Raw genomic sequence first — 16,526 nt, forward strand, 5'->3', positions numbered from 1 at the left:
AGCTTACTATGCTTTTAGAAACCACTGAAGTTATAACCAACTCCTACCAACAAACCTATGTCGGTATTATCAAAAAAGCCAGCATTGACAGCAGCTGTGGCTGTAAATTGAGAAGTTAGCGGGAAATCAACACCACCAGTTATTAAAAAGGCAGCTTCAGAATTATCCCCAGTTTTAAACGCTGCACCTGCGCCAATGTAGGGTGCAATCGGTAAAGGTTCGCTAAATGGGTCTGCTACCTGCTGAAAGCTAAAGTCATAGGTGAGGGGCACTAAAATCGTGGTATTGTCACCTAATATTGCTGATGGTCGCACTGAGAAAGTATTTGTCAGCCCGACTTTGCTGATGACCGCAAAGTTACCATCACCTAAAGCTGAGTCACTACCACTCAAACCAATGTTACCAGCAACACCAATATAGCTTCTACCTCCACGGGTAGGCCTACCTGGGTCGATATCTGCTTGCGCCACTGTAGCAGCAGATGGTTGAGAAGTAGACTGTTGAGAAGTAGATTCTGGGTTTTGAGTTACAAACCCAGCAGCTGAAGTAATTGCTGTACCTGGAACGGGTGTAACTATACGAGTAGCGGTTTCCTGTGTAGCAGCGTTAGGAAACTGCTGCAACACTGCTAAATTATCAGTTTCACTAGGTAGTTTTTGGCTTGTCGCCTCTATTTCAGTACCTAATTGCTTGGGAGACTCTACAGTTGTAGTAGCCTCGCTTAACGGCTGATTGCTTGATGTGTCTACTGTTTGGGCTAAGGTAGGTAAGCTAGTACCTAAAATGGCTATAGCTGCTAAACTGGGTAGCCAAAAAACAGTTTTACGAAGAAAAATAGTATTCACATTCACTCCTGACAGAATATTGCCACACATAGATAAAGGTTTTTTGTGTTGACTCAAGAAACCTTAGCAATATTCAACCATTTAACACGAAAAAATTAATTCTTACATCCTGTATTTAACGGAATTAGCTAGGATTTGAGCCTCAGGAGTAGTGCAAAAATCAACTTCTGAATGCAGCACTATCAACGCTGGTTATAAATGCTTATATAGCAATCCGATTTGATTACTGAAATTATTTACGTAGGGAGGGAACAGAGAACAAAAGTGTACTGAGTTTTTTTCAAAAATCAAATATGAGTCCTATAGTTTTGGAATTAGCTTCAATTAAAAACTTACTTCGCTGCGCGAAATTCTGCGCAGCGCTATGAGAGTCCCTATTGTAAACTACCGACAGCTTCGGTAATTAGCTTTGAGATAAAAGGTAGAATAGCTCGGTTTTTAGCGTTGGCTTTGCCTTCAGTAAATACTACTAAGAGGTAAGGATGGCGATCGCGTATCTCAATATATGCTGCATCGTGGCGCACTTGACTTGTCCAACCAGCCTTTGACCAAAGTTGGGCATCTTGAGGAAGTCCACCGCCCAAAAAACCCGTTACTTGGTCTTCTTCGACATCAGTAGGTAAATCATCAGGCTTGAGACTACGTTTGAGCAAAGCCATCATTGCTTGCGATCGCGCACTTGAAACGGCTACTCCGCCAACAATACTATGTAATAATCGGGCGATTGCATTTGTTGTCAGCATATTGCGATTTTCTAACATCTCTCCATAAAATGCTCTCTCCCTCCCATAGGGCCCATCACCCCAAGTTTTTTGGCAGACGTTAATCGTCTCCATTTCCTCCCAACCTAAAGACTGAAAATAGCGGTTGACAAAATTGCGCTGGGATTTCCAGGTTTCAAATGGGCCGGGGGGTAATTCTGGACCGGAAGTTGTGCCAGTGAGAACATCTACAACTAAACTGGTAGCATCGTTGCTAGAATCTACAATCATATCGCGGATGGCTCTTTCTAAGTCTTTGGAAGTTTGCACCATCCCTTTTTCTAGCCATTCGTTAATTGCTACCAGATAAAACAATTTCACGACACTTGCTGGGTAAATCCGCTCAACACCGCGATAAGTAAAACCACGTACAGAATGGTTCCAAAAGGCATCTGGAGTTAAAGCTCCACCAGTATTTACTAGTACAGGTGGATCGTAGACAATCCAAGTCAGAGCAATTTGATTCCGAGCTAACGTCGGAAATGCTGCCCAAGTTGCTTCTAAAATACTTAACCCTAGATTATCGAGTTGTTCGTCTTTTCGGAAGAAAATCATATTTAGTTATTAACCTTGCAGAATGCTCTCTAATCCAAAATCCATCATCCAAAATCTCTCAGCGGCTGAGTACAATTGTCTCGCTGACCTAAACTTATATGATTCTCCTGAATGTGCGCGCCTGGCAACTCAAGCCGCTTCTGGGCGACATCTGCGGGTAACATCAAATCATCAAGATGCAGCTGTTGAGGTGTATTTGTGTGAAGATGACTATCCAGGGTGGGTATCTCTTGCTGATGTAGGTTTATTACAAAGAGCTACTTTACCTTATCGGGTGACAATATTTTCTGAATCTGAGATTAAAAAACTGCTGCCAGAGGTAATCGCTTTTACTCACAAAGCGATGCAACAATCAAATTATTATCTTTGGGGTGGTACGGTGGGGCCAAATTATGATTGTTCTGGATTGATGCAAGCGGCTTTTGTGTCTGTAGGTATTTGGTTACCTAGAGATGCTTATCAACAAGAAGCTTTTACGCAATCAATTACTATTACAGAATTAGAGCCAGGAGATTTGATATTTTTTGGCACTCCCCAAAAAGCAACTCATGTCGGACTCTATTTGGGAGATGGTTGCTATATCCATAGTTCGGGGAAAGATCAGGGACGAAATGGAATTGGGATTAATCGGCTATCGGAACAGGGAGATGAGGTTAGTCGGTCATATTATCAGCAGCTGCGCGGTGCTGGCAGAGTTATCAAGAGTTACGAACCACAGAGACGCTGAGGACGCTGAGGAATATGAGGAGTGGCTTGGTTTCAGACAGGACAAATGGGGAAAATGGGGCGATTTTAGGAATTGTCCCCGATGTTTCGGTGGTGGTACCTGTACGTGATGAAGTGGAAAGCTTGCCATTATTAATAGAGGCGATCGCTTCTTGTTTAAGTGCCCATCAGTTAACCTATGAAATTATCTGTGTAGATGATGGTTCAACCGATGGTTCCGCCGAATTGCTCAAGCAACAAGCACAAACACGCAATGATTTAAAAGCAGTAATTCTGCGGCGTAACTATGGTCAAACTGCGGCAATGGCTGCGGGTTTTAATTATGCTTTAGGTAAAGTTATTGTCACTTTAGATGCTGACCTGCAAAATGACCCAGCTGATATACCCATATTATTAACCAAACTAGAAGAAGGCTATGATTTAGTCAGTGGTTGGCGACACAAACGCCAAGATGCTGCTTTGTCGCGGTTACTTCCTTCAAAAATTGCCAATTGGCTGATTGGTAGGATTACAGGTGTCCAATTACATGACTATGGCTGTTCTCTCAAAGCTTATCGTGCCGAAGTTTTGGCAGATATGAATCTTTACGGTGAACTGCATCGTTTTTTACCAGCCCTAGCTTACATTGAAGGCGCAAGAATTACAGAAATCCCCGTGCGTCATCATCCCCGGCGTTTTGGTCGCAGTAAGTATGGGTTATCGCGGACTTTCCGGGTCATGATGGATTTGTTGACGATTTCTTTTATGAAGAAATTTCTCACACGCCCAATGCATGTTTTTGGGCTGTTGGGCTTATTCTCAATGGTTTTAGGAGCAATTATCGGAATTTACTTGACCTTCATCAAATTGGCTTGGGGTGAAATGATTGGCAATCGCCCATTGCTGATTTTAGCGGTTCTGCTATTAGTAACAGGGGTGCAGCTGTTTTCCTTTGGTCTGTTGGCAGAGTTGTTGATGCGTACTTACCATGAATCTCAAGGTAGACCTATCTATCGCGTGCGGGAAGTGGTAGCAAAAAATGTTAACTAACGTAACAATAAGAGGAAAACACCTTTAGTATTCAACTGCATCTGCCTTGAAAGTCTTTGAGAACTTGGAATTCCAACTAAGACGTAACCTGCTGGCTTTATTTACAGCAGGTTTATTATTCTGGTCTAGTTTGGGTGCTTTATTACCAACGCTACCACTATACATGGAGGATGTGGGTGCGACCAAGCAACAAATTGGCATTGTGCTGGGTAGTTTTGCGATTGGGATGTTGCTATTTCGCTCCGTATTTGGAAGGTTAGCAGATCGACGGGGCCGGAAAATAGTCTTGCTGATTGGGATATTGGTCAATGCGATCGCACCGCTTGGTTACATCGTAGTGCAATCAATTCCTGGGTTAATGGCGGTGCGTGCTTTTCATGGCATCAGTATCGCGGCTTTTACTACAGGTTACTTAGCATTGGTAGCAGATTTAGCACCAGAAAAAAATCGTGGTGAAATCATGGGCTACATGAGTCTGGTAACTCCGATTGGTGCAGCTATTGGCCCAGCTTTAGGGGGATATTTACAAGCGGCGAGTGGTTACACACTGTTATTTTTGTTATCTACGGGATTGGCTGTGGTTGGTTTATTGTGTCTTGTACCTATTGTTAATCCCCCAATCCACAAACAGCATCAAGTTGACAGTAATGATGGCAAGTTTTGGCAATTGTTATTTAGTCCGAGAGTGAAAGTCCTAGCAACAATCATGCTGATGATTGGCTTGGCTTTTGGAACTTTGCACACCTTTGTACCTTTATTTATCAAAGCAGCTCAAGTTAATTTAAACCCAGGCTTGTTTTATACAGTTGGGGCACTTGCTAGTTTTAGCGTCCGCTTTTTCACTGGCAAAGCTAGCGATCGCTATGGTAGAGGTTTGTTTATTACCCTAAGCCTGGTTGTTTATGCTGTATCCATGATCTTGTTATGGAAAGCTAGCAGCGCGAATGTTTTCTTAATAGCTGGAATTTTGGAGGGGGCTGGTTCTGGTATCCTCATGCCGATGATTTCCACTGTGGTTGCAGATCGGACGCTACCACAAGAAAGGGGACGGATATTTTCTATCTGTATTATGGGGTTAGATCTGGGAATTGCGATCGCTGGCCCTGTTTTCGGTTCTGTTGCTGAACAAGTCGGCTACCGTAATATGTTTGCTTTTTGTGCTGGTTTAACTATTCTGGCACTGCTAATTTTTCTTACCCAGTGCAACAAAGACCTTCCTGGTTCCCTGCGCTTTGCCTTGGGTCGTGGGAAGGATGCTTATTCCCTTAATCAATCTTGATATACAGCAAAAGACGCAATATTTATTGCGTCTCTAACTTTATAATTAACGGGCGAGGAGGGATTCGAACCCCCGACACCGTGGTCCGTAGCCACGTGCTCTAGTCCACTGAGCTACACGCCCCTGCCAGGAAATTATATTAACACGTTCTCTCAAAATGATGCAAGAAGATTTTTTATCTAATTCTGCCAACTTAACCCATCTTGATCGGCAAGGACACGCACAGATGGTAGATGTGTCTGAAAAAGTGCCCACTGTTCGCCAAGCTGTAGCTACCGCCCAAGTACGAATGCTGCCGGAAACTTTTGCCGCCATCCAAGGCGGGAATGCTCCCAAAGGCGATGTGTTAGGAACTGCCAGGATAGCTGGAATCATGGCAGCTAAACAGACAGCTAATTTAATTCCTTTGTGCCATCCCTTGCCATTGCAAAAAGTTGAAGTTGAGGTGATACCTGATGCTCAACTGCCAGGCTATAAAATTTATGCCACCGTTAAAACTAAAGCTGAAACTGGGGTAGAAATGGAAGCTTTAACTGCTGTTTCTGTCGCGGCTTTAACTTTATACGATATGGCAAAAGCTTTAGAAAAATCGATTCAAATTGAATCAATTCGGCTAATTAGTAAAACTGGCGGAAAATCAGGAGATTATTCCCCGCCAGAATCATAGCCTACTCAAGCTCGCCTATAGCTTCGCTGAGATCGGTTGGACTTTCAAACTCTTCATCTTCTGGTAATTGCTCTAAAATTGAAAGCACTTCCTCATCAGCGCCTTGCTCTTGAGCGTACTCAATTAATTCTTCTGTGGTAGCAGGATAATCAACACCTTTCAAGTATTTTTGTACTGAAACTGGGTTAGCTTTAGCCATTTTCATCTACCTCTGAATTTCATTTCCATCTTCACAAGTAGCTCTGTTAACTCCCTCTACCAAAAAGAAGAATCATTTTTAAGTTATAAAGATTTAAAGTCAACCAATGGGTTGATGTAACAATTTTTATATCAAATAATTTTTGATATCAATAATTTATTTAAAAAACGAATTTGATTAATATTGAGACTTGAATAATTATTAAATACTGGAAAAATAATTTTTATCTAACATTCTTCAGCCACAAGATGTTATAGTATTTATCTTAAATAGACATATAAATAAAAATACTTAAAACAAGACGAGATTTATTAGATTACGCTGATAATTATAAATTGAGATTAAAGCAATGTCCTCTCTAAATAATGATGCTTTTGAAGCAGGACGTGTTTACAAATCTAGTGGTGCAATTCCTTTTAATTTGTTGCGATCGCCAATTTATCATGCTTGGGAGCGATCGCATCTTCAAGGAGCTAACCCCTGCGCGCTACAAGCCGAAAAACTATCGAGCTTAGATACAGAACGTTTGGTAGAGCAAAATAGTCATCTGATCGCTGCTGTCCGTCCCTATTTTCGGCTACTGTCACAAGCGGCGGGGCAAGATCGCCACGCAGTCATGTTAGGCGATCGCCACGCCATCGTTTTGGATATGGTAGGTGACGAGCAAACCGTAAATGGTCCCGAAGCTGTTCCTGGGATCGGTTCACTGCTGTCGGAAGCTGTAGCTGGTGCCAATGGGCTTGGCACGCCTTTAGCAGCAGAAAATTATGTAGAAATCGTTGCAGCAGAACATTTTATTCAAGGGTTTAATCAGTTTACTTGTCAAGGCATTCCCCTACGAAATGATAAAAAGGAAATTGTCGGAGTCCTGGGTATATCTTTACAGCGTCCAGATACTAGACAACGGCTAAAAGAAATATTGCTGTGCGCATCTGGTGGGATTGAAGCACAATTGTTAATCGCAAATTTACAAGACGATATTCGCCGTGTACTAACATCAAATTCTCAAGAGTATCAGCCATTAGAAGAACTACGTCAAGATATTATCCAAGCACATCAGGCGGCACGCTTAAAACTTGAAATTGGCTCTCGCATGGTAGCTGTTAATCGCTTAGATTATGCGATGCAATTACTGCAAAAAGCTGAGAAATCAATTCAAATATTTCGTCACCGTGCTGAAGTTTGGCGTAATTTGGCATCATTAGAGATTGGTACAGTCCAAGCTGTGTCGCTCACTGATAGTATTCGTGATTTAGTAGATCTGCTCTCAACTGAAGCCTCTATCCGTAAACTAGAAGTTGTCACATACTGGCAAGAGCCTATTACAGTTGCGGCCGATTCTAGAAGCCTGTTACGCAAGCTTTTTCGTTATTTTTTGCAAGCTTTTGAGAGTGCAGATAGAGGCGGAACAGTAGAAGTGGTAGTGTCTAGGATGCTTAATTCTGATTTAGCACAAGTGAATTTTATACCAATTTCAGTATTAAATATTGATCAATCAGAACATACCCAGTACACTTTTTCTCTACCGATAGCAAACAAGAATTTATGACCAATAACAGTTCAGTCAGACGCAAAGTGGTGATTGCAGACGATGATGATGATAGTCGAGAGATGCTTGTTTTTTTACTTGAGGATGAAGGCTGGGAAGTCAGAGAAGCACGGGATGGCAGAGAAGCTTTAGAAAGAGTGGTTAACGAGCGACCTGACTTATTAATTTTAGATAATCGGATGCCAGAACTAACAGGGGCAGAAGTTTATCAGCACCTCCAGGCAAAAGGCATCAATCTAGCAGTTGTATTGGCTACAGCCTATGGTCATGTAGAAGAATTAGCCTCATCCTTGGGTATTTCTTATTTTCTGAATAAACCCTATGACCCTACAGAATTATTGAAAATAATAGAGTCTGCTTACAAAAATTCTCCAACTTAGTGCTACATCTGTTCATTCTCAAGGTAAATTTTCCCTATTGCCTAGTTCTAATAGCAACTGCACCCCTATGACCTTTAGAATAACTAGGGTGTGTTGAAATATGTAACAAATATTTATGCCTCCTCGTTGGCCTACTAAACCCGATCGCCAAGACCCAGCCTACCGCAAGATAGATGACAGAATGAATTTTGCTGTACACGTGGCGATCGCAGCTACGATTAATTCTGGGCTGTGGTTTTTCCAAAATCTGAAAGCAGCTAACTGGGAATGGCTGCCTTGGTTGACAGTAAGTTGGATCGTTGTATTGTTGGTGCATTTAGTTTATATCAGTGCGATCGCAAATTATTCCGATACACCACCAAAATCCACCTGAAGATAGACTACCAATGCTAGGGCGATTGTAACCTGTGACTGTAGAGTTAGCCTGACTAATTGAGCGATAATGTTAAATAACCTGAGAGTTTGCGCTCTTTGTTGATATGGGGTTATTTTTATGGCTAAGACTAATACCACAGAGCTACTAGAAGCCCTAGCAGCCGAAATAGGTGAAAACATCTACATAGACATTGCTAAGTGGCATCTTTATTTATCTAATGCCAAATTGCATACAGTTGTTGCCGAACAACTGTATCCCTTAATTACTTCTAATACTGTCAATGAAGACCGAGTTATAGCCGTATTAGAATCCATCCCTGTCAAAATTGGTGGTGGGAGAAAGGAAATTCCTTTAATTGATTTACTACCATTGCAATGCCAGGTAAATTTAGTAGATATTTTGGAAAAATTCCAACGTGAGTTTTAATTTTTCTATCCACCCTAAGTGTCCATACTGGCTCTTGCAGCAACCTTCAATGAGGAAGTGGACATGACTGCATATCAATTCCATGATGAACAGACCCTAGCAGAAACAGCAGAAAAACTGGGTAAAAAAGCTTTGGATTTGGGTTTGATACCTAGTTTTGTAGTGCGTTATTTTCCCGATAGCAGGCAATATTACATTCCCAACGAAAAAGAATCTGAACCGTTGACACCAGAAGAAGCATACATGCGGTTTAAAAAACTAGTTGAACAATCTGGTAAGGCTTAAGTAAGCATTCTCTTGTTAACTGGGGAAATTGAGCACTTACTCAAAGTAAAACACTTCAAACATTGACGCTAGTTGTAGTTAAATTTCAAGCAAATTTAGTGAGGTTAATTAGATGTTTTTACAAATCAAAGATACTAATGATTTAGTAAAGATTGTTGATTTTGAGGAATTGATTGATCCTAATAGTGATAGTGTTCATGCACAGGATCAAGAAGGTCAAGAAGAACAGGAAACAGAAATCTTTAAAAAAGAAGAGTTGGTTTTTCCTTCTGGGGAAAAGTTACCACTTTGTTGGTTAGATGCTAACTATAGAAAAGCTAGCTATAAAAAAGCTAGCTAAAACTTGATGGGTAATAGGTTCTTTCTGATTACCTATTACCCAAATTAGGTGTTACTGGATGATATAACTTTGTCTACTACTGTCGCCGCTTTCTCTTCAGAAGAGGGAAAGAATGTTTTAGTTGTCCAGTAAGTCAAGATATGAGATAAAACTCCTAAAGGACCAGCAAATAAACATAGTGCAAGGGAGTGAATTGTCCAAATACCTGTTTTTTGCCCTTGCCAATATATCCAACGGCCAACAAATAAATCCATCACCAGAAAATGAATCCAACCAGTTGCCGCGGCTTTTTCATCGGCAAAAAATCTTGCAATGTCAGCTAATTGGGGATTAGATAAAGCTTGGGCATTTTCTGGGGTAATGCTGTTGATAAACAAATACAAATATGCCCCAGCTAAAGGTACAAAGGGTATATATGATTCCATTACCCGCCGAGTCACTTTCCAATTAGGTAGGAGAATCATCAGTGCCCAGAAAGGTAAAACAAAAAGATTGGCAATATTAAATAATTGTGTGATGTTCATGAAGTTTATTGTTTGCCCTTAGTGACTAACTCTGTCACAAATTATCCTACTCCCAAGATGGGTTCATGGAGAAATATAACAGACAATAATACAGATATTATGGGAGTCAGCAGCGCAATGTTAGAGCAAATTCCTGTTGTGATCACACGCAATCCCCGATTCCAAACTATAAAGGCGATCGCACCCAGAAAAATTGCCAAATAGAAGATTCCTAAGCATTGAGTATTCGTCTGTTAAAACCTAAATCCGAACAGAGGAATCATGCATAATAAAAATAAAAATCCAAATAAATTAAACAGAAATATCCCAATATCGGTAACCAATTTTTCGTGTTTAATTAATACTGAAAAGACAGCCCAAGACAAAGCAGTAGAAAAGGTGGCTATTGTTCCTAAATTCATACCTATATCCAGTGATTTGCCTTGAGCAATTAAAATTTATAGTCCGACAAATTCTAAGCAATTAATTAAAGCTAATTTTTTAGATATTTTTTCCTTAAACCAGAAACCTGATAATAGAAGAGGTAAGGGGTAGTAGGAAGAATCTTCCGCTTTTGCCCGTTCCTCTTCTTTTAATGCTGATTAACTTACAAAGCTACAAGTTGCGATTCTATCTCCGCAGATTTCAAATCACGACCGATGAAAACTAAACGGGTTTGCCTTGCTTCTTCTGGTTGCCAGGGGCGATCGTAAAATTTATCAAATCTGGTTCCTACACCTTGCATGACTAAACGCATGGGTTTATTTGGCACAACCACAAAACCTTTAATGCGATAAATCTCTTGCTGGTTTACTATGTGTTGCAGTTGTTGTTGTAGTTTTTCTGGGTCAAAGGCACGGTCTAAAATTACGTGAGTTGAGGTAATCTCTTCGTCGTGGTCGTGGTCTTCTTCAGTGTCGTGATGACTGGGACGGCTATCTAAGTCATCTTCCACAGCGGCTTGGAATCCCAGTAATATAGATGGGTCGAGTTGACCGCGATCGCTCTCGACAATCTTCACCACCCTTGGTAACTCTTGTTTAACCAACTCCTCAACTTTTGCTTTTGCATCAGCATCTACCAAGTCAGTTTTATTTAAAATTACTAAATCTGCACAAGCCAGTTGATCTTCAAATAGTTCTTGCAATGGTGTTTCATGTTCTAGGCTATCATCTGCTTGCCGTTGTTCTGCTACTGCCTCGGGATTGCTGGCAAATGTCCCTGCAGCTACAGCTGCACAATCTACGACGGTAATCACCGCATCCACCGTTGCACCAGTACGAATTTCCTGCCAGCGAAAAGCCTTGATCAGAGGTTTTGGTAAAGCTAAACCAGAGGTTTCAATCACAATGCAGTCGATGCTATCCCGCCGCTTGAGCAGCTGTTGCATTGTGGGGTAAAACTCTTCTTGCACGGTGCAGCACAAGCAGCCGTTAGTTAATTCAAAGATATTGCTCCCATCATCACTATCTTCGGGACAAATTTGACAGGATTTTAATAATTCCCCATCAATACCGAGTTCCCCAAATTCGTTAACTAAAACCGCAATTCGGCGTCCTTGGTTGTTTTGTAGCAGGTGGCGAATTAGGCTGGTTTTACCACTGCCTAAGAAGCCTGTGATTACTGTGACAGGAATTTTAGTAGCCATTGTTTAATGAGAATTTTGCCCAAAAGCCATAATTTGACTCTGTTTGCATTTTGCCTGATCGCCGCGCCGATTGGAAATCAGGATTTATATGTATGAAAAGGAACAGGGATGAGGCTGAGGCGGAAAGAGTAGAGCGGGACAAGAAATACAAATGACAACTGACAAATGACCAATGACAAATGACTAAATAGCAGTAGGGGCAACTTCCTTGCGATCGCCTAATTTTACTCAGGAGACCCCAGGGAAATCGCCCCTAGAATTTACAAAGATTGACTTACAAAAATTTACTCAGCAGTAGCGAGTTCGGTGCTACCACGTGTACGCTTACGTGTCAGGGTGTTGTACAGCATGACACCAATTGCTTTGATCAAGTTGCCTTCCAATTCTTGGAACATCTTCATGTTCATGCCAAAGGCAGCGTTAGCTTCATCAACAATGCGATCGGCTGTAGCTTCATCGATCGGCAATTCATCCAAAGCTTGACGATATTTAGCTTTGAATTCCTTCTCGTCCGGAATCTCTGCAAATTCATAAAAGGCAGTACCCTGCCCTTCCGAAAGGTTCATTGCCGTTACAGCAATGTTTTTGAGTATTTGACCACCAGATAAGTCACCGAGGTAACGGGTGTAAGAATGTGCAATTAATAGTTCTGGTTGTGTTGCAGATATTTCTCGGATGCGCTGCACGTAAGCTTCGCCCGCCGGAGATAGCTGGATTTGCTCTCGCCAGTTGAAGCCATAGTAGTAACTCAGGTCTTCCTCTAAGGTCTGCTTACGGTTGAGTTGGGGAAAATTAATTTTGCTAACAATCGGATGGTCAACAAGCTTTTCCATTTCCTCTTCCATAGCTGAGTAGATGAAATAGAAGTTACCAACTAGCTTGCGGTATGAGCTTTTCTCCACCACTCCTTTTAAAAAGCACTTGACAAAACCGACGTTTTCTGCCATCGTATGGGCTTTCTTAGTGCCTACACGCAATTTGCTTGCTAAATTGCTACTCATGCTAAATTTCTCAACTTTAAAAGGTCAACTACCAGAGTTCCGATTTACTAACGGCTAAAAAAGGCCATTAAAACGTTACATTAAAACTATTTGATGAGAATTTATATTAAAAATTTTTAAGCTCCTTGAGTTTGGGATCTAGTTTTACATAGCAAAACGTCTTATCAGGTGAGAATCTCTAGTTACGAAATTTGATTCTAAGTTCTAACTAGCTAATTTGGATATTTGCCAGAACAACTGCCGATTTGGCTCTAAATCCTAGAAAGTCATGCTTTTTACAGTTTATTTATCTTTGCTTACTTTGTAAAGTGATATTAATTACCGATAACCGGAAACAATACTGTCGAGATGACTGTCAGCAATAGTGATAGTTGCAGAGATTATTTATCAATTCCTGAGCAACAAGTCTCTACGAGAATCTTTACAATTAGCCAAAAATATTTATAAGTATTTTTACTTAACAACAGTATTTTTAGATTATAGAGATTCCGTCAAAAGAACAAATATATAGTAAGTTGGTAGGCAACAATCAACTGACAAGGAAAGAATCGTCGTCAGTTGAAAAGCAACGAGTGGCTATGTCTACAGACAACTTTGATGCTGACATTGATCTACATCTAGTTACTTCACCAATCAAAAGCTAATAAGTCAGAATTGTTGAACATAGTGTAAAGTGCTATTCTCCTGTGTGACTGTGTGGAGTGTTTAAACATATGGTTTCATCAATAACTCGAACTCAAGGCGGCCTTCATGAAGGTTCCGCTGTGGAAGACAATATCGAAAGTAATTTTGCACTTAACTTAATAGCACTACCAAAAAATCCTTTATTTGGTACAGATGGTATTCGCGGACGAGTAGGAGAGTTGCTGAGTGCGCCTTTAGCATTGCAAATAGGTTTCTGGGCGGGTATTGTTTTGCGTACTCATGCTGCCAACTCAGGTCCAGTTATTCTCGGACAGGACTCTAGAAACTCCAGTGATATGCTGGCGATGGCCTTGAGTGCCGGGTTAACAGCAGCGGGAATAGAGGTTTGGTATTTGGGGTTATGCCCTACTCCCTGCGTTGCTTATCTTACAAGCATTAGTGATGCCATAGGCGGAGTGATGATTTCTGCCAGCCACAATCCACCAGAGGACAACGGGATTAAGATTTTTGGTGCGGATGGTGCGAAGTTACCGCTAGCATTACAAGCAGAAATTGAAGCCGGACTACGTGGCAATAAGTCAGCTGTTGCCAGTGTCAGTAATTGTGGGCGGCATTATTTAAGAAAAGAGTTAGTCGGGCATTATAGCGAAGCCTTAAAACAACCCTTGCACAGTGCAGTCAATCTTCAGGGGATGAAGATTGTTTTAGACTTAGCATGGGGGGCAGCAGTTGGATTAGCCCCAGCAGTATTTAAGGAAATGGGAGCAGAGGTTATTTGCTTGCATAACGAAGCAGATGGCGATCGCATCAATGTTAATTGTGGTTCTACTCATCTAGACATTCTCCAAGCTACTGTCAAGGAACACAACGCCGATGTCGGCTTTGCCTTTGATGGAGATGCCGATCGCGTTTTAGCTGTAGACAGTAAAGGAAGGCAAGTGAATGGCGATTACATTCTCTACCTTTGGGGACGCCACCTCAAGCAAAAACAACAACTGCCAGATAATTTGATAGTTTCTACTGTCATGGCCAACTTAGGCTTTGAAAAGGCTTGGCAAAAATTAGGTGGTAAATTGACTCGCACAGCTGTAGGCGACCAATATGTGCAAGCCGAAATGCTGCGACAAGGAGGAATGCTAGGAGGCGAACAATCGGGTCACATCCTTTGCCGTCATTATGGCATTACCGGAGATGGCTTGTTAACAGCCTTACATATAGCAGCTTTAATTAAAGAAGCTGGTGTTGCCCTCCACGACATGGTAGACCAAAGCTTTCAGACCTATCCCCAACTATTACAGAACGTGCGAGTTATAGATCGCGATCGCCGGATGGCGTGGAAAGATTGCGAACCGCTACAAAAAGCGATCGCCCTTGCCGAAACAGCAATGGGTGATGCTGGCAGAATTTTAGTCCGTGTTTCTGGCACAGAACCAGTCATCAGGGTTATGGTGGAAGCGGCAAATGCTGAGCTTGCTCACCACTGGACAAATGAATTGGTTTCACAAGTCCAGCAACACTTAGGATAACCAGTGCTGACGTGCTGAGTTAAATATCAGGACTCAGCACGCAGAACTGAAACTCATGGCCAAACCCAAGAAAAAATCTCAAAAATCAAAAAAGCGATCGCAATCCGAAACACCTACTCTTAGCCTGAAAGAACGGTTAGCCCAAAAGCGCAAAGCCACCCTCGCACGTAAAGAATTTACGAGTTTATTGACCGCCGCCACCTTTGGCGGTGTCTTCTTTGGGATACTGCTTTTTTTTGTAGGTGGAATTAAGGTAGCAGTTCCTGGTGCTTTAGCAATTCTCATCTTTTCCCTATCTTACAAATACCCCCGCCAAGCTCTTTTTGCTTTCCTAATTTACGTACCTTTGGGGGGTACTATCACTTACTACCTCGGCAGTAGTCCTATACTTCAATTAGCTAAAGACGCTTTTTATGTTCCAGCCTTAATTGGACTTTGGCAAAATTGTCGTAAGCAGGGGTTACCCTTCATTCTGCCTCAAGCCATTAAAACTCCACTATTAATTTTATTAACATTTTGCTTACTAACACTGGTATTTATCAATGGCGGGCAGCAGTTCAACCCACCTAAAGTAGGATTACTAGAACAAGTACCAAATGAATTTCCTATAGGTTTGGGCATTTTAGGATTAAAAGTATTTTTAGGCTATGTACCTCTAATTACCTGTGCTTATTATTTAATTCGCAATCAAAAAGATTTTCTATTTTTATCGCGCTTACAAGTTGTTGTAACACTGATCTGTTGTGTCCTAGGATTTATTCAATACTTGTTACTACTAACTGGTGTCTGCCAAGGTACTAGAGGTCTAGAAGGTGATGCCTTATTTAGAGCAACATTAGAAGCTCGGTGTTATTTTGGTGGTGCCCTACTATACAGTCCAGAAGAAGGAGTAATTCGCCTACCAGGAACCTTTGTAGCTCCTTGGCAATGGGCATGGTTTTTAATTGCTAGTACCTTTTTTACCTTTGCTACTGGCTTCAGCGATCCTTCAATAATTTGGCGGTTTATAAGTTTAGGTTCTTTAGCTTCCGTCTTTATTAATGCTGTGATTTCTGGGCAGAGAATTGCCCTAGCTTTAGTACCAATCTGCTTCGTAATTTTACTATTTCTTACTGGTCAAATTGCCAACCTCAAACGTTTTATTCCCATTGGTGTAGGACTGGCTGTGATTCTGGGAATTGCCATGATCGCCAATCCTACTGTAGTGCAAGAACGAACTGAGAGTTTTACTGGTCGCTGGGAAGCTTCACCACCCCAAGAATTTATTGTTCAGCAATTTGAAGAAAACTGGACAAATGTCGATGGACCGTTAGGAAGTGGTTTAGGAAGAGCCACTAATTCTGCTCGTTCAATGGGTTCAACTAAACTGGTGGAAACCTACTACCCTAAAGTACTGTTTGAAGTAGGAATTTGTGGATTAATAGCTTTCTTGCTATTAGTCACCATCCTCACAAAAGCTGGATTCAAGACCTATCGCTCGTTAAAAAACCGTAATTTCCGCAGTTATGGAGCTTCTTTATGGGTGTTTATCTTGTTTATTAGCTATAACACCTACTATTACCCTCTAGACGTCGATCCTGTTGCTGTTTATTACTGGTTTTTTGCAGGTGTTCTTTTTAAATTGCCAGTAATAGAACAACAAGAGAAGGACAACATGGAAGTAGAGCAGACAGGAAATAAAAAGCGTCCTCTCAGATGAGAATTTAACTCAATATGAAACCCAAGCCAAATATAATACTCCCGTAAACTCTCGGAGGGCAAATACTTAATTTTAGACTAGGCTAGA

19 protein-coding genes, 1 tRNA gene and 1 pseudogene are annotated in these 16,526 nt (G+C 41.4%); 13 read left to right on the top strand and 8 right to left on the bottom strand.

Annotated elements, in window-relative coordinates; all coding sequences use genetic code 11:
- Positions 1-14: 14 nt before the first annotated feature.
- Positions 15-845, bottom strand: coding sequence for a hypothetical protein (locus BV372_RS06380; RefSeq protein ID WP_086685053.1), 831 nt, complete (start codon positions 843-845; stop codon positions 15-17).
- Between the two features lie 374 nt (positions 846-1,219).
- Positions 1,220-2,161: a serine hydrolase gene (locus BV372_RS06385; RefSeq protein WP_086684852.1), complete on the bottom strand. Its 942-nt coding sequence runs from the start codon at positions 2,159-2,161 to the stop codon at positions 1,220-1,222.
- A 22-nt stretch (positions 2,162-2,183) separates the two neighbouring features.
- Here BV372_RS06385 and BV372_RS06390 point away from each other — a divergent pair, with 22 nt between their 5' ends.
- The 3 genes from BV372_RS06390 to BV372_RS06400 are packed head-to-tail and all read left to right on the top strand — an operon-like array spanning position 2,184 to position 5,195.
- Positions 2,184-2,888, top strand: a complete 705-nt coding sequence (locus BV372_RS06390) for a C40 family peptidase (RefSeq protein WP_086684855.1) — start codon at positions 2,184-2,186, stop codon at positions 2,886-2,888.
- 14 nt (positions 2,889-2,902) lie between these two features.
- The gene (locus BV372_RS06395; RefSeq protein WP_086684858.1) at positions 2,903-3,916 is read left to right on the top strand and encodes a glycosyltransferase family 2 protein; all 1,014 of its coding nucleotides are present in this window, start codon (positions 2,903-2,905) and stop codon (positions 3,914-3,916) included.
- Between the two features lie 46 nt (positions 3,917-3,962).
- Positions 3,963-5,195, top strand: a complete 1,233-nt coding sequence (locus BV372_RS06400) for an MFS transporter (RefSeq protein WP_086684861.1) — start codon at positions 3,963-3,965, stop codon at positions 5,193-5,195.
- A 49-nt stretch (positions 5,196-5,244) separates the two neighbouring features.
- Here the strand turns inward: BV372_RS06400 and BV372_RS06405 are convergent.
- Positions 5,245-5,318, bottom strand: a tRNA-Arg gene (locus BV372_RS06405).
- A 37-nt stretch (positions 5,319-5,355) separates the two neighbouring features.
- On the opposite strand from BV372_RS06405, the gene moaC reads away from it, so the two are divergent.
- Entirely contained in the window at positions 5,356-5,862 is a 507-nt protein-coding gene (gene moaC / locus BV372_RS06410) for a cyclic pyranopterin monophosphate synthase MoaC (RefSeq protein ID WP_086684864.1), read from the top strand.
- Between the two features lies 1 nt (position 5,863).
- On the opposite strand, the gene BV372_RS06415 is transcribed toward moaC, so the two are convergent.
- A complete protein-coding gene (locus BV372_RS06415; protein WP_086685056.1) occupies positions 5,864-6,061 on the bottom strand; it encodes a DUF2795 domain-containing protein in 198 nt (65 codons plus the stop codon).
- 349 nt (positions 6,062-6,410) lie between these two features.
- Here BV372_RS06415 and BV372_RS06420 point away from each other — a divergent pair, with 349 nt between their 5' ends.
- The 6 genes from BV372_RS06420 (at position 6,411) to BV372_RS06445 (ending at position 9,417) form a co-directional block, all read left to right on the top strand.
- Positions 6,411-7,610: a sigma-54-dependent Fis family transcriptional regulator gene (locus tag BV372_RS06420; RefSeq protein WP_086684868.1), complete on the top strand. Its 1,200-nt coding sequence runs from the start codon at positions 6,411-6,413 to the stop codon at positions 7,608-7,610.
- Positions 7,607-7,990, top strand: coding sequence for a response regulator (locus BV372_RS06425; protein WP_086684871.1), 384 nt, complete (start codon positions 7,607-7,609; stop codon positions 7,988-7,990). Before BV372_RS06420 ends, BV372_RS06425 begins: the two co-directional genes overlap by 4 nt.
- Positions 7,991-8,105: 115 nt before the next feature.
- Positions 8,106-8,363: a 2TM domain-containing protein gene (locus tag BV372_RS06430; RefSeq protein ID WP_086684874.1), complete on the top strand. Its 258-nt coding sequence runs from the start codon at positions 8,106-8,108 to the stop codon at positions 8,361-8,363.
- A gap of 120 nt (positions 8,364-8,483) precedes the next feature.
- Entirely contained in the window at positions 8,484-8,792 is a 309-nt protein-coding gene (locus BV372_RS06435) for a DUF3181 family protein (protein ID WP_086684877.1), read from the top strand.
- Positions 8,793-8,855: 63 nt separating this feature from the next.
- Positions 8,856-9,077: a hypothetical protein gene (locus tag BV372_RS06440; RefSeq protein WP_086684879.1), complete on the top strand. Its 222-nt coding sequence runs from the start codon at positions 8,856-8,858 to the stop codon at positions 9,075-9,077.
- 112 nt (positions 9,078-9,189) lie between these two features.
- A complete protein-coding gene (locus BV372_RS06445) occupies positions 9,190-9,417 on the top strand; it encodes an acetyltransferase (RefSeq protein ID WP_086684882.1) in 228 nt (75 codons plus the stop codon).
- A 44-nt stretch (positions 9,418-9,461) separates the two neighbouring features.
- Here the strand turns inward: BV372_RS06445 and BV372_RS06450 are convergent, their stop codons facing one another.
- Together BV372_RS06450 and BV372_RS06455 are read right to left on the bottom strand one after the other, a co-directional pair.
- A complete protein-coding gene (locus BV372_RS06450; protein WP_086684885.1) occupies positions 9,462-9,941 on the bottom strand; it encodes an ABA4-like family protein in 480 nt (159 codons plus the stop codon).
- Positions 9,942-9,982: 41 nt separating this feature from the next.
- Positions 9,983-10,153, bottom strand: a pseudogene (locus tag BV372_RS06455) (EamA family transporter); the annotation flags it as partial.
- A gap of 49 nt (positions 10,154-10,202) precedes the next feature.
- Between BV372_RS06455 and BV372_RS36030 the strand changes: the two are divergent.
- Positions 10,203-10,367 carry a hypothetical protein gene (locus tag BV372_RS36030; RefSeq protein ID WP_179197994.1) on the top strand — a complete coding sequence of 55 codons (165 nt, stop codon included), beginning with the start codon at positions 10,203-10,205 and terminating at the stop codon, positions 10,365-10,367.
- Between the two features lie 160 nt (positions 10,368-10,527).
- Here the strand turns inward: BV372_RS36030 and cobW are convergent, their stop codons facing one another.
- Together cobW and BV372_RS06465 are read right to left on the bottom strand one after the other, a co-directional pair.
- On the bottom strand, positions 10,528-11,568 hold the full coding sequence (gene cobW / locus BV372_RS06460) for a cobalamin biosynthesis protein CobW (protein WP_086684891.1): 1,041 nt from the start codon (positions 11,566-11,568) through the stop codon (positions 10,528-10,530).
- Between the two features lie 284 nt (positions 11,569-11,852).
- The gene (locus BV372_RS06465; RefSeq protein ID WP_086684894.1) at positions 11,853-12,569 is read right to left on the bottom strand and encodes a heme oxygenase (biliverdin-producing); all 717 of its coding nucleotides are present in this window, start codon (positions 12,567-12,569) and stop codon (positions 11,853-11,855) included.
- Between the two features lie 713 nt (positions 12,570-13,282).
- Between BV372_RS06465 and glmM the strand changes: the two genes are divergently transcribed.
- Both glmM and hpsL read left to right on the top strand, forming a co-directional pair.
- On the top strand, positions 13,283-14,740 hold the full coding sequence (gene glmM, locus BV372_RS06470) for a phosphoglucosamine mutase (RefSeq protein ID WP_086684897.1): 1,458 nt from the start codon (positions 13,283-13,285) through the stop codon (positions 14,738-14,740).
- A 55-nt stretch (positions 14,741-14,795) separates the two neighbouring features.
- Positions 14,796-16,439 (top strand): hormogonium polysaccharide biosynthesis protein HpsL, encoded by a 1,644-nt coding sequence (gene hpsL / locus BV372_RS06475; protein WP_086684901.1) that lies wholly within the window; start codon positions 14,796-14,798, stop codon positions 16,437-16,439.
- Positions 16,440-16,526: the final 87 nt, after the last annotated feature.

Source organism: Nostoc sp. T09 (assembly GCF_002154695.1).
Classification (GTDB): Bacteria; Cyanobacteriota; Cyanobacteriia; order Cyanobacteriales; family Nostocaceae; genus Aulosira.